This window comes from Psychromonas sp. SP041 (genome assembly GCF_000470315.2).
In the GTDB taxonomy this organism is placed as follows: Bacteria; Pseudomonadota; Gammaproteobacteria; order Enterobacterales; family Psychromonadaceae; genus Psychromonas.
On record NZ_CBRF02000034.1, the window covers coordinates 1 to 13,826 of the forward strand.

General features: G+C 37.7%; 12 protein-coding genes. 9 read left to right on the plus strand and 3 right to left on the minus strand.

Annotated elements, in window-relative coordinates; all coding sequences use genetic code 11:
* From rpsD to rplQ, 3 genes are all read left to right on the plus strand, one after another.
* The coding region (rpsD, locus tag SP041_RS16215) for a 30S ribosomal protein S4 (RefSeq protein WP_137297930.1) at positions 1-521 on the plus strand (521 nt) is incomplete at its 5' end.
* 25 nt (positions 522-546) lie between these two features.
* On the plus strand, positions 547-1,533 hold the full coding sequence (gene rpoA / locus SP041_RS16220) for a DNA-directed RNA polymerase subunit alpha (protein WP_025565960.1): 987 nt from the start codon (positions 547-549) through the stop codon (positions 1,531-1,533).
* A 35-nt stretch (positions 1,534-1,568) separates the two neighbouring features.
* Complete coding sequence (rplQ, locus tag SP041_RS16225; protein ID WP_137297931.1) at positions 1,569-1,949, plus strand: 50S ribosomal protein L17; 381 nt, start codon at positions 1,569-1,571, stop codon at positions 1,947-1,949.
* 109 nt (positions 1,950-2,058) lie between these two features.
* Here rplQ and oxyR read toward each other — a convergent pair whose 3' ends face one another.
* Positions 2,059-2,961, minus strand: a complete 903-nt coding sequence (gene oxyR / locus SP041_RS16230; RefSeq protein ID WP_025566029.1) for a DNA-binding transcriptional regulator OxyR — start codon at positions 2,959-2,961, stop codon at positions 2,059-2,061.
* A 393-nt stretch (positions 2,962-3,354) separates the two neighbouring features.
* Here oxyR and SP041_RS16235 point away from each other — a divergent pair, with 393 nt between their 5' ends.
* The 5 genes from SP041_RS16235 (at position 3,355) to SP041_RS16255 (ending at position 9,261) form a co-directional block, all read left to right on the plus strand.
* The gene (locus tag SP041_RS16235; protein ID WP_025566030.1) at positions 3,355-4,794 is read left to right on the plus strand and encodes a hypothetical protein; all 1,440 of its coding nucleotides are present in this window, start codon (positions 3,355-3,357) and stop codon (positions 4,792-4,794) included.
* Between the two features lie 134 nt (positions 4,795-4,928).
* The gene (locus SP041_RS16240) at positions 4,929-5,516 is read left to right on the plus strand and encodes a superinfection exclusion B family protein (RefSeq protein ID WP_025566031.1); all 588 of its coding nucleotides are present in this window, start codon (positions 4,929-4,931) and stop codon (positions 5,514-5,516) included.
* Positions 5,517-5,703: 187 nt separating this feature from the next.
* Positions 5,704-6,390: a tRNA (guanosine(18)-2'-O)-methyltransferase TrmH gene (trmH, locus tag SP041_RS16245; protein ID WP_025566032.1), complete on the plus strand. Its 687-nt coding sequence runs from the start codon at positions 5,704-5,706 to the stop codon at positions 6,388-6,390.
* 17 nt (positions 6,391-6,407) lie between these two features.
* Complete coding sequence (locus SP041_RS16250; RefSeq protein WP_025566033.1) at positions 6,408-7,877, plus strand: DUF2868 domain-containing protein; 1,470 nt, start codon at positions 6,408-6,410, stop codon at positions 7,875-7,877.
* Positions 7,870-9,261 carry a GTPase/DUF3482 domain-containing protein gene (locus SP041_RS16255; protein WP_025566034.1) on the plus strand — a complete coding sequence of 464 codons (1,392 nt, stop codon included), beginning with the start codon at positions 7,870-7,872 and terminating at the stop codon, positions 9,259-9,261. The genes SP041_RS16250 and SP041_RS16255 overlap by 8 nt, the downstream gene beginning before the upstream one ends.
* Before the next feature lie 12 nt (positions 9,262-9,273).
* Here the strand turns inward: SP041_RS16255 and SP041_RS16260 are convergent, their stop codons facing one another.
* Positions 9,274-10,137 carry a phospholipase A gene (locus SP041_RS16260; RefSeq protein ID WP_025566035.1) on the minus strand — a complete coding sequence of 288 codons (864 nt, stop codon included), beginning with the start codon at positions 10,135-10,137 and terminating at the stop codon, positions 9,274-9,276.
* Between the two features lie 128 nt (positions 10,138-10,265).
* Between SP041_RS16260 and recG the strand changes: the two genes are divergently transcribed.
* Positions 10,266-12,338, plus strand: a complete 2,073-nt coding sequence (gene recG / locus SP041_RS16265) for an ATP-dependent DNA helicase RecG (RefSeq protein ID WP_025566036.1) — start codon at positions 10,266-10,268, stop codon at positions 12,336-12,338.
* A gap of 50 nt (positions 12,339-12,388) precedes the next feature.
* On the opposite strand, the gene glnG is transcribed toward recG, so the two are convergent.
* Positions 12,389-13,792 carry a nitrogen regulation protein NR(I) gene (gene glnG, locus SP041_RS16270; protein WP_025566037.1) on the minus strand — a complete coding sequence of 468 codons (1,404 nt, stop codon included), beginning with the start codon at positions 13,790-13,792 and terminating at the stop codon, positions 12,389-12,391.
* Positions 13,793-13,826: the final 34 nt, after the last annotated feature.

Consider the following 13,826-nt stretch of genomic DNA (forward strand, 5'->3'; position numbering starts at 1 on the left):
TTGATAACGCACCAGGTGTACATGGTGCGCGTAAACCTCGTCTATCAGACTACGGTTTACAATTACGTGAAAAGCAAAAAGTACGTCGTATGTACGGTGTATTAGAAAAGCAATTCCGTAACTACTACAAAGAAGCTGCTCGTTTACAGGGCAACACTGGTGAAAACTTACTTCTTTTATTAGAAGGTCGTTTAGACAATGTTGTATACCGTATGGGCTTTGGCGCTACACGTGCTGAATCACGTCAACTAGTTAGCCATAAAGCTATCCTAGTGAACGGTAAAGTTGTAAACATTCCTTCATTCAACGTTAAACCTAGCGATGTTATCGCAATCCGTGAAAAAGCTAAAAAGCAAACACGTATTGGCGCTGCATTAGAAATCGCTGGTCAACGTGAAGCCCTTGCTTGGGTTGAAGTTGATACAACGAAGATGGAAGGCGAGTTTAAACGTCAACCTGAACGTTCAGATTTATCTGCTGAGATTAACGAACAGTTAATCATCGAGCTTTACTCTAAGTAAAGTTAACTGCTAAGAGAGGACACAAATGCAGGGTTCTGTAATTGATTTTCTAAAACCAAGATTAGTTGATATCGAGCAAATTTCAACAACTAGAGCAAAAGTGGTTCTTGAGCCACTAGAACGTGGTTTTGGCCACACTTTAGGTAATGCTCTTCGTCGTATTTTGTTATCGTCTATGCCTGGCACAGCTGTAACTGAAGTCGAAATTGATGGTGTACAACATGAGTACAGCACAAAAGAAGGCGTGCAAGAAGATATCCTAGAGATTCTTCTTAACCTTAAAGGTCTAGCTGTAAAACTTGAAGGTAAAAACGAAGTTTTAGTTAGTTTAACTAAATCTGGCGCTGGTCCTGTTACTGCAGGCGACATCATTCATGATGGTGATGTAGAGATAGTCAACCCAGAACACGTGATCTGTAATTTAACAGGCAATGCTGAAATCAGCATGCGTATTAAAATTGAATCAGGTCGTGGTTATGTTCCAGCTTCATCTCGTATTCATAGCGAAGAAGATGAGCGTCCAATTGGTCGTCTATTAGTAGATGCGACTTTTAGCCCTGTTGAGCGTATCGCTTACAGTGTTGAATCAGCTCGTGTTGAACAACGTACCGATTTAGACAAGCTTGTTATCGATATGGAAACAGATGGTACTTTAGAGCCTGAAGAAGCAATTCGTCGCGCAGCTACAATTTTAGCTGAGCAATTAGATGCATTTGTTGATTTACGCACTACTTATGAAGTACCTGTAGTTGATGCGAAACCTGAGTTTGATCCAATTCTTTTACGCCCAGTAGATGATTTAGAACTAACTGTTCGTTCTGCTAATTGTTTGAAAGCAGAGTCGATTCATTATATCGGTGATTTAGTACAACGTACTGAAGTTGAACTTCTAAAAACGCCTAATTTAGGTAAGAAGTCTCTAACTGAAATCAAAGATGTACTTGCATCACGTGGACTGTCTCTAGGCATGCGCTTAGAAAACTGGCCACCAGCAAGTTTAATCGAAGATTAGTCTAAAACCGACTTACGAATAATAAGGATTAGGTTATGCGCCATCGTCAAAGTGGACGTCAACTTAACCGAAACAGCAGCCACCGTCAGGCTATGTTTCGTAATATGGCAATCTCTATTGCTACGCACGAAGTTATTAAAACTACCGTGCCTAAAGCAAAAGAATTGCGTCGTGTAATTGAGCCATTAATTACACTAGCTAAAGTGGATAGCGTTGCTAACCGTCGTTTAGCGTTTGCTCGTCTTCGTGATGATGCAACAGTAGCAAAATTGTTTAATGAACTAGGTCCTCGCTACGCGACTCGTCCTGGTGGATACACTAGTATCATTAAATGTGGTTTCCGTACTGGCGATAAAGCTCCTATGGCTTACATCCAGTTCGTTGACCGTCCAGTTGTAGCGGACGAAGAAGCGTAAGTTTCTTTATAGTTGCAATAAAAAAAGCCGAACTTATGTTCGGCTTTTTTGTATCTGCGATATGCATAAATCAATAAATTTTATATTAATTGTTTGTTAATTTAATTTATCAATATTCATCTAAACGCGTTTGTACTGCTTTATTGATTAACATTGCTAATTGATCAAAACAGATCTGTCGAGCACTATTATTACGGCTCAGCAAGGTTATGTTGCGCGATGGAGCTGGCTTTTCAAAAGGAATATATTTGACGCCTGATTGGTATCGGTTTAACGGAATAGCTAATTGAGGCAACAACGTCAATCCATTTTCAGCGCTTATCATATGTCTCAATGTTTCTAAACTAGTCGCCTTAAAGCTATTATCTTCAATTGCCCCTGCAGCAAAACAAAAGCCCATTGCTTGGTCCCTTAAACAATGACCATCGGCTAACATCAAAACATGCTCTCCACTGAGTTCTTGTAGGTTGATTTGACGCTGTTCCGACCATGCATGCTTATCTGATAGTGCTAGTTCTAAAGGTTCTTCATATAAATCTAATTTCTTGAATTGTTCCATTCCTGGTAGTAACGCTAAAATTAGACAGTCTAATTCACCTTCCTCTAATTGCTTGATGAGGACTTGAGTCTGGTTCTCGTGTAAGTAAAGTTGTAAATCAGGAAATGCTTCTTTCATTGCTGGAATGATCAATGGCAATAAATAAGGGGCAACTGTCGGAATAAGACCTATATGTAGAGTGCCAGACATAGGTTCATTATGACTTTTTGCAATTTCTTTTAATGACTTTGCTTCTAATAATATAGTTTTCGCTTTTGCCACAATATCAATGCCAGCTGGAGTGAAGATCACTTTTCGAGATGAACGCTCCATTAATTGGACATTGAGCTCTTCTTCTAATTTTTTAATTTGTCCACTTAATGTCGGTTGGCTAACAAAGCATTTATCAGCGGCTTTACGAAAATGTTTTAACTCTTCAAGTGCAATTAAATACTCTAAATCTCTAAAATTCATTATGTAACCTTACATGAAATACATCGTATATATAGAATATACCATATTAATACAGGGTGTTATTTGATTGAAAGAATGGGGCAAGATAAACAGTATGGACAATTATTAATAGCAAAAGAAAAAGGTTATTTCACTTTATAAGACTAATATTATAGAAAATCATTAAAACATCTTATTTTTAATTAAATAAGGTATAAATTGCAGATAATTCTAGTTAGTATGAATTTATTTTGTGTTAATGTTTAATTCATACAAATCATTTAAGTTTATTTATTTTATTAAAAATGATTAATACTTTTTAATTGTTCAACTATTGATCGCTTATACCCTTTAACTATTGCTAAATTCAGGTTGAATTTACGCTAAAATATTATTTTCGAAAAGGAATTCCCAATGAAATGGTACCAAATCTTATCCGTTGCACTGCTTTCATCTGTGCTTTTTGCATGTGGCGGAGGCAGTGATGGAGGGTTGAGTTTTAATGATAGTAGTTCAGACTCTGGCGATTCAACTGACGATACAGATGATAGTGCAGGTTCACCTGATGATACTGAAGATAGTACCGACTCTACAGATTCAACTGATACTACGGAAGAAAGCGACTCTAATAGCTTTGCTGTTCTTTCTTTTGAAAGTGCAGAACCAACTACTATTTCAATAACAGGCTCAACTGGCGAAGGTACATCGGAAACTTCCACTGTTACGTTTAAACTTCTAGATCTATTTGGAGAGCCTTTGGTTGGTGAAACTGTAAACTTTACTTTGTTTGACTCTCCAACCGGCACTGAGCTTTTAATTACATCTGAATCTACAGATGAGTCAGGCATAGTATCTACTGTGGTAAAATCAGGTGATGTTGAAGGACCTGTTATAGTTAAAATGGTTCCTGTTTCTTATCCAGACTTATTTAAAGTATCTAATAATTTAAGCGTGACCAATGGTTATCCTGATCAAGATAGTTTTTCTTTATCTTCAGAAAATTATGCGCCAGAAGGCTTTGATTATGATGGTACTGAAGTCGCAATCACCATTCGTCTTGGTGGAGGAGATGGTAATACAGCTGTTCCAGACGGAACTGTTGTTAATTTTAGAACCAATGGTGGGAAGGTTACTAATGAGGCAGGTACTATTAGTACTTGTTCAACTATTGGCAGTGCTTGCTCAATGGTCTGGGAATCACAAGATCCACGTCCTGATAACGGCAGAGCTGTTATTACTGCTTATAGTACTGGCGAAGAAAGTTTTATAGATAGAAATCGTGACGGCTTATATACAAGCGGTGAAAGTTTTACTGATAATCCAGAAGCATTTGCAGATATTGACGGCAATGGAGTGCAAAATGGTGAAGAATGGTTTGATGATGCTGATAATAGCCAATCTTATACTACTGGCAATGGACTTTATGATGGCTTACATTGTCCAGCCACTTCGGATGTGTGTATTCGTGAGTCAGTGACTATATTTACTAGTATTGAATTAGTTATGGCGAGTTCTGATTTATTTTGTTCTTATTATTCCGATGAGGATTTAACTACTGCAATATCTTCAGTTGATTTAGTAAATGTTGATCTAGTTAAATTTTATGTCGCAGCCTCTGATGAAAATGGAAATACTCCGCCGACAGGAACATCTATTACTAGTGATATTTCAAATGGAGCTATATCAGGTACTTCAACTTGGAGTGTAACTAACTCTAATAATACTAATTACGTTTTCCCTGTTACCTTAGGAGCTGAAAGCACTGATAATGGAGCTTCTAGTGGTTCATTGGTGTTTACTCTAACAACTCCTAAAGGTGATGAATCTAGTTGTTTGATCACTGTGACTGATTAATATTTTTTATTAAACCTTTATCTATTAAGGAGCTTCGGCTCCTTTTTTATATGAGATACCCTCCTTTCTTTGATCTTTTGGCACATTTCCTGCTTTGTTGTACTTGTACAACAAATTATTGGCAGGAGCTAACAATGAAAACATTCTTATATCGATTTATAGACCAACAGGGCATCACTATTACTATTATGTGGATGTGCTTTAGTTGTGCTGTCTTATTAGTGATTCCTAGTTCATTATTCTCGGTGAGCAACTCAGATGTGCTTCCTGATACTTATGCACCATATCTTTGGGTGCTGACGTTATTAACAGGCTCTTATTTATTAACACGCCTACTTTCTTATTCATTCTCAACGCTAAGCGAATACTATGCGAGTCAACGTTTGCTGATCCGTCGTAATAAAATGATTCGTCAATTAGATTTTGAAGAAAAAGCATTGTTGCGTGAATTTATTATCCAACGTAAAACAGTACTTTCTTTACCGTTGAATGAACCAGCTGTCAGTAATTTATTAGCATCAGGGGTATTAGCACCTGCATTTGAAACGCAAGAAATTAAAGGTAGTAGTCGTATTATTAAGTTATCTATCGCTATCGATGCCCGTGAGCAGCTTACACATAGAGTGATTGGTTTACCTATTGGAAAATTGACAGAGGCAGAAGCTGAAATACTAAAAGCTGCTAGACCTAAATATGCGCGTAACAACTACATCGCTTTATAATTAATGACTAATTAATAATTAATAAAAATTAGCGCATGATCTTAACCCCTTAAATAAATACTTAAGATCATGTGTTTTAAACATTTTTTAGAATATAAGAAATCGCTCCATTTTTTTGACACTGCTTTAGCCTCCGCCAATAATTATATATAATGAGCTCTTTTATAACTTCCCTGTGTGAGAGAGTATGACTCCTGAACGTTTTGCCCGAATTACTTCCATGTTAAATCGTCGCCAACCCGATCTCACTATTTTCATGGAGCATGTGCATTTACAACATAATTTAGCGGCCATTGTCCGCACAGCAGATGCTATGGGAATTAATAACGTACATGCAACTTGGGATGAGGATACAACACGTATTTCTCGTAACGTTGCTTCAGGGAGCCAAAAGTGGGTTAATCTGCATTCCCATGAGACAACTCAAGAGGGGATAGCTGTGTTACGAGAACAAGGCATGCAAATTATTGCCACGAACCTTTCTGCGACAGCGATTGATTTTCGAGAAGTTGATTATACAAAGCCGACTGCGATTATCATGGGGCAAGAGAAATTTGGTATTAGTGATGAAGCATTGGCTCTAGCGGATCAAGATGTCATCATACCTATGGTTGGCATGTGTCAGTCTTTGAATGTTTCTGTGGCTTCTGCACTTATCATGTATGAAGCACAACGTCAGCGTCAACTCGCTGGTATGTATGACCAAGTTTGTCGTTTACCCGAAGAAGAGCAGCATCGTATTTTATTCGAAGGTGGTCACCCTATTTATCGTCAATTATGTCGTGAAAAAAATTTACCTTATCCGCCATTGGATGACGAAGGGCAAATCGCCGCTTCAGATGATTGGTGGGATGCTATTCGTGGTCGTAAATAATTGAAGGAGAGCGTTTAATGAGCCTATACCAAGACCGTTTATTGACGGAAGGCATACGTATCATTGAAAAAAATGCTCCATCGGATAGCTTTAATGCGGATTATAGTGCGTTAACTTTTCAGGATGCATTATTCAAACGTACTCAATTAGCTGAATTACGCTATCAAACTGCACCTGTTTTTAACCATTTTGAAAAATTAGTAAAGTTATTTTGTAGTGTCATGTGCTTATTCTTTTTTATGATCGGCGTAACGAGTATATCGACCTTTTTAGTCAGTGAAACAGGTACTCAAATTAACTTCTTTTGGGCTATCGTCTTATTTATTGCGCCTAATATAGTATCTTTGGTTATTTGGCTTTTTTTATATTTTAAGAAAAATGCGATTAATAACACTTGGGTAACTAATTTAAGTTTATTATTAATGACACTGCTTGATAAATTGCATCATAAAATAAGTAATAAGCATCCTCATTATATCGCGTTATTTGAGTATTATTTTGAACATCGATTTGGCCATTGTTTAGGGCGCGCACAATTATCTTTAATTAGTCACTTGTGGTGGAGCTGTTATTTATTAGGCGCTACATTATCTTTGTTACTGGTTCTGGCAACACACCAAGTTGATTTTATATGGCAGACAACGATTTTAAGTGAAGATATTTTTGTACAACTGACTCAAATATTAACGACAGTCCCACACCTTTTGGGGATTAATGTACCTAGTGCAAGTGATGTCAGTAATGCCACTATTGGTGTAACTAACCCATTACCGTTAGCACAAGATAGCCGAATTAGCTGGTCTAATTTACTTATATTTAGCTTAACGGTTTACGCTTTATTGCCACGTCTTATTCTTATGCTGTTTTTTCAGCGTGCGGTCAAAAGCCAACAAAAACAATTTAGTCTTAATCTATCATTACCTTATTACGTTCAATTAAAAAGTCTTTTACATCCGATTGTGAATACGAGCTTTATTAGTGATCCAGACAGGATTCATAATAATCAAAGCACGAGAGGGACAAATCAAACTATAAACCGTAAAGGTTATGAAGCGACCTTACTTGTGCCTAAAAATGCTTACCCTCTGGCAATCGAGTTAAACCATTCACGTTTTCAACAAGCGAATAAACATGTCGCAGAATATGCTGTTACTCGTTTAATTAATGTTGTCGATAGTGACAGTCAACAAATGGTTTTATTACAAATACAATCAGATAACGCATCGAGCATTGTATTGTATGTCGATTTAAAGCGTTTACCTGACCGTGGTTGGTTAAGTTTAGTTAAAAAGTGTCATTACCAGCCCAATGTGCAAATTTATTTAGTTTTATTAAGTGAGAAGCTAATAGAAAAAAATGAGTCGTTATCATCTCGTTTGCAAGACTGGCTTGAAATGGCTGCGAAAGCGAATATTACAGAGCAGCATATTACTTGTATCACCGATGATCTTGCCACTATAAAAACTAATGAGGTGGAAAATGGATAAACAATTATTATCTGTCGCTGTTGTTGGCCATGCTAATACGGGTAAGACATCTTTAATTCGTACTTTATTACGTGATGCTAGTTTCGGTCAAATTGCAGATAAAGCAGGCACTACACGCCATGTAGAAGGGGCTGAAATCCGTGTTGATAACAATCAAAGCATGGTTATTTATGATACGCCTGGTTTAGAAGACTCGATTAATTTATTAAGTGTACTGGACGCCGACCCTGCTATTGAATATCAAGATGGCATCGATCGTTTATTAGCTTTTATTAAACGTGAGAATGAGTTTCCGGAATTAAACCAAGAGTTAAAGGTGTTAAAAGCTTTATTAAGTAATGACATTCTTTTTTATGTCATTGATGTGAGAGAGCCTATTTTAGGCAAATATCGTGATGAATTAAAAATTCTCAGTTATGCGGCTAAGCCTATCATTCCCGTGCTTAATTTTATCGAAGCGGGTCAGGAAAATATCAGTGCTTGGCAAACACAGTTAGCACGTTTAAATCTTCATGCTTTTGTTAGCTTTGATAGTGTTGTATTTAGGTTCTCAGACGAGTTAAAGATCTATCAAAAAATGCAGACGTTATTAGCGCATAGAGAGCAACAACTTGACGCATTAATTACACAGCGTAAACAACAATGGCAAGAACGAGAAAGTGCTGCACAGCAATTAATTGCTACTTTGTTAGTTGAAGCTGCCGCATGTCGCTTTAAAGCTGACAATAATGAAAAGAGCATCAGCCTTGCTAGTGAACAATTACAATCAGCCATTCGAGAACTTGAAAAGCAAACGCTAAATCAACTATTAGCTCTATACCAATTTAAACAACATGATATCGACCAATATGATTTACCCATTCAACAAGGCCAATGGGAGTTAGATCTTTTTTCATCGGATAACTTAAAAGAGTTTGGTGTTAAAGCGACCAGTAATTTTGTGAAAGGTGCGGGGATAGGTGTTGCTGTTGATTTAGTGGCTGCAGGTATGACATTAGGTGCGGCAGCAGTCGCCGGTGGTGTGATGGGGGTGTTGTGGGGTGTAAAACAACGTTATTACGATGAAATTCACGCTAAAGTAAAAGGGCATCGTTATTTATGTGCCGATGATTTAACGCTACAAGTATTATGGATGCGCCAACTTAGCTTATTAATTGCGTTGCAACAGCGTGGTCATGCGAGTGTGGCTAAAATGTCATTAGCGGATGTAAAAATAGATAAAATTGAGTTACCTAAACAATGGAGTAAGTGGCTTAAAAATGCACGCCAACATCCTCAGTGGTTAATTTCAAACAAGAGTGAACAGCCTCTTTTGCGAGAAAAAAAGCAGCTATTAATTGATCAAGTTGTTAATAGCTTAATCGTTATTAGTCATGAAAAATAATTGATGCTGGCTTTATAAAAAATCAGCAATCGATATGCCTAAACCTACTGCATTGGTGTATTCATTATATTCGACCAAGCTGTTGCCATAACCTGAAAATACCTGTACGTAACCTTTTACTTGCCCGTATAGCGGGAAGCTCCAAGATGCTTCTATTGAACCTTGACTAAAATTACTTTCGATATTGTTACGACTTGTCATAGAAAAAACATGTTCATTATATTTATAAGCAGTAATAATTTGTCCATGACCGTAATAGTCTAATAGATCAGGATTATCATCATCTGAATCTTCAAATCGGTACCAAGGGTTCACTGCGATAACTAAGTTGTCATTATCAAATATCAAGCTGCCGTTAAGACGGTTCCAGCTTCGTGATGTTGGTTCAGTTTTACCATTAGATTGATGTGTAAAACCAAAGGTTCCCGCTTTAAACCTCCAACCTAAGCCTAACTCTTGGTTTACATCCCATACTAAAAAAGCTTCGGGCTCATAATTTGTTTCACGAAAGGGCGAGGAATACTCCGTGTTATAAGCTTGCCAATAAGAGAGTTGGGTATAAGCAACATAACCGGAGATAGGTAAACTACCAATTTGGTGAAATAGCGGTACTTTAAAGCTAATTTGAAACTTCACTTCTAGACGTTGTGAGGTACTGTCGTTTTCTTGAAGTTTTTCATTAAAATAAAACGGCAATAAATAGTTTGGTTTATGCGGTATAATTGAGAAGTTATAGCGTGCACTCCTAACTTCATCTTCTATACGTTCATCAATTGCGCTGGTGTCTTCAGATGTATTTATTACAGGTTCATCGTTTATTGTTTCAGAAAATACTGTGGAGCTAAAAACAATTAATATAAAAAAAATAAAGCGCATGCTTTTCACCTTAAAAACATTATTAGTGGATAGTAGTTTACGCATAAACTATGGTTGATACAGATTAAGTCTAAATTATTGTCAGTATACGCACAGAAGATTAAACAGATAAGTCATTAAGGTAAAAAATGAAGCTAAATAAAATACCTTTATCAGCACTTAAAGGTGTTGGTGCTAAAGTTGCCGAAAGGCTCAGCAAAATAGGCTTAAATTCAGTCGAAGATATGCTGTTTCATTTACCGTTGCATTATCAAGATCGTACTCGACTATATCCAATTAAAGATATTAAAGATGGTATGCAAGTAAGCGTGCAAGGTGAAGTGGTTAGTTGCCAAGTACAATTTGGAAAACGTCGTATTTTAAAATGTAAGATCAGTGACGGTGAAGGTATTGCCACATTAAACTTTTTTCATTTTAATGCAGGACAAAAAAATGCATTTAAAGAAGGACAGTGGATACAATGCTTTGGTGAATTTAAACGAGGCTATCAAGGTTTAGAGGTTACTCATCCTGAATATTCATTAGTGGGTGAAAACGCGGCTACATCAGTTGAAGAAGCACTAACGCCTATTTACCCAAGTACTGAGGGATTGAAACAAAACAGCTTAAGACAGTTAACCGACCAAGCATTACAACATTTGCAACAAAACCAAGTTCAAGAGCTTATTCCCACTGCTTTATTGTCTCATCCCATTAGTTTGTATGATGCGTTAATGACGGTTCATCGTCCGCCTCCTTCTGCCAGTATTGAACAATTAGAAGATCGCTCACACCCAGCACAGCAGCGTTTAATTATTGAAGAGTTATTAGCGCAACAAATTAGTATGTTGGCATTACGTCAGCAAGCACAACAGCATCATTCGCCTGTGCTTAAGCAAACTGACCAATTATCAAAACAGTTATTAAAAAACTTACCTTTTTCGCCAACGGGAGCCCAACAAAGGGTTAATGTAGAGATTCAACAAGATTTAATGAAAGATATCCCGATGATGCGATTAGTACAGGGAGATGTAGGTTCAGGTAAAACATTAGTGGCTGCTTTAGCGGCATTAACCGCAATTGAAGCTGGGTATCAAGTCGCATTAATGGCACCCACTGAATTGTTAGCAGAACAACATTTATTAAACTTTCAGAATTGGTTTGAACCTTTGGGTGTTCGAGTCGGCATGTTATCTGGAAAAATGAAGGTAAAAGAAAAGCGTGATCAATCTGAGAATATTACGTTAGGTTTATCAAAGATGGTCGTCGGTACGCATGCACTCTTTTCAGATAATGTTAAATTTCATAATCTAGCGTTAATCATTGTTGATGAGCAACATCGTTTTGGCGTACATCAGCGTTTATCGTTACGTGAAAAAGGCATTAGTAATGGTTTGGTTCCACACCAACTAACTATGACGGCGACACCGATCCCTCGAACATTGGCGATGACTGCTTATGCTGATTTAAGCGTGTCGGTTATTGATGAGTTACCACCGGGCAGAACACCGATTAAAACTGTTGCATTAGCTGATACAAGACGCGATGAAATTATTCAACGCGTCTATAAAGCCTGCAAAGAGGAAGGACGCCAAGCTTATTGGGTTTGTACGTTGATTGAAGAATCTGAAGTCTTAGAGTGCCAAGCTGCTGAAGATACTGCCAATGATTTACAACTCGCACTAACGGATTTAAGAATTGGTTTAGTGCATGGACGAATGAAAGCCGCTGAAAAACAATATGTAATGGATGCTTTTAAAGCGGGTGAATTAGATTTGTTAGTGGCGACAACGGTGATTGAAGTGGGCGTAGATGTGCCCAATTCAAGCTTAATGATCATCGAGAACCCAGAGCGTTTAGGGTTAGCGCAGCTACATCAATTACGTGGGCGAGTAGGGCGTGGAGAAGTGGCCAGTCATTGTGTTTTATTGTACAAGTATCCATTGTCAAAAACGGCGTTAAAGCGGTTAAATGTATTACGTGAAAGTAATGATGGTTTTTATATCGCAGAACAAGATTTGGCAATTCGTGGGCCTGGTGAAGTATTAGGGACTAAGCAAACAGGAATAGCAGATATGAAAATTGCTGATTTGTTAAGAGATCAAGCCTTGATACCACAAGTACAGCAGCTTGCGATTACTCTTATCCACTCTCACCCTGAATATATTACTCCACTTGTAGAGCGTTGGTTAGGAGATAAACCAGTATATGCGCAGGTTTAAGTATGAAGAAGCCTATATTTATCGTGTATAGGCTTCTTCATCGTATAACGTTAATCAGATAGATTAAGCTCTTTGAGTTTGCGTGTGAGGGTATTACGACCCCAGCCTAATAACTTAGCGGCTTCATGCTTTTTGCCTTGAGTATGCTTTAAGGCACTTTGTAGCATTATTTTTTCAAATTCAGGTAGTAACTGACCTAGAATGTTGCTCTCGCCATTCTTGAGTTGTGCATCAGTCCATTTTTTTAAGCTTTCTTGCCATATTACAGGTTCACCTTCTTGCTGCGGTGTTTCTTGTTCGCCTAATTCAGGTGGTAAGTCGCTGATATGAACTTCTTGACCACTAGACATGACGGTTAACCAACGACAAATATTTTCTAATTGTCGAACGTTACCCGGCCATGGTAAATCACTAAGGTAATTGATCGTTGCTTTAGTCAGTATCTTACTTTCAACGGTTAACTCATTAGCAATGCTGTGTAAAAAGTGATTTGCTAGTAATGGTATATCTTCACGACGCTCTTTTAATGCAGGTAACTGTAAGCGAATAACATTTAAACGGTGAAACAAATCTTCACGGAAATCGCCACTGAGTACTTTCTTCTCTAAATTTTGGTGAGTCGCTGCAATAATACGTACATCAACTTTAATGGCTTGGTGCCCACCGACGCGATAGAACTGACCATCTGCTAATACACGTAATAAACGCGTTTGTACGTCTAATGGCATATCACCAATTTCATCTAAAAAAAGTGTTCCGCGATCAGCTTGTTCAAATCGACCTTGTCGATTCGCAGCAGCACCTGTAAAGGCCCCTTTTTCATGACCAAATAATTCTGCTTCTATCAATTCTTTAGGGATAGCCGCCATGTTTAATGCAATAAACGTTTCGTTTTTACGTGGGCTATGTTTGTGTAATGCTTGAGCAACGAGTTCTTTACCTGTACCTGATTGGCCATTAATTAACACACTCATACTTGAGCGAGAAAGACGGCCAATGACTCTGAAAACCTCTTGCATAGCCGGTGCTTCACCAATAATCTCTGGCGTTGCGATAGGTTGTTGAACTGGTTTTTTTTGTTGTTTTAATTCTTTACTATGGCTGATTGCACGTTTAATTAAATCTGTTGCTTCGTGAATATCAAAGGGTTTTGGTAAATATTCAAATGCACCACTTTGATAAGCATTAACGGCACTGTCTAAGTCGGAATGTGCGGTCATGATAATAATTGGAATTAAAGGATAACGCTGGTGGATTTTTTGCATTAACTCTAAGCCATCAATACCTGGCATACGCACATCTGAAATAATAATTTCAGGCTGCTCAATTAATAATTGTTGCCATAAGCATTCTGCATCAGGGAAACTAGCATATTCGATATTCTCTGCTTTTAACGTGCGTTCTAATACCCAGCGAATGGCGTGGTCATCATCTACAATCCAAGCGGCCATCATAGTTCCTTATTTTTTATTATTATGTGTACACTAA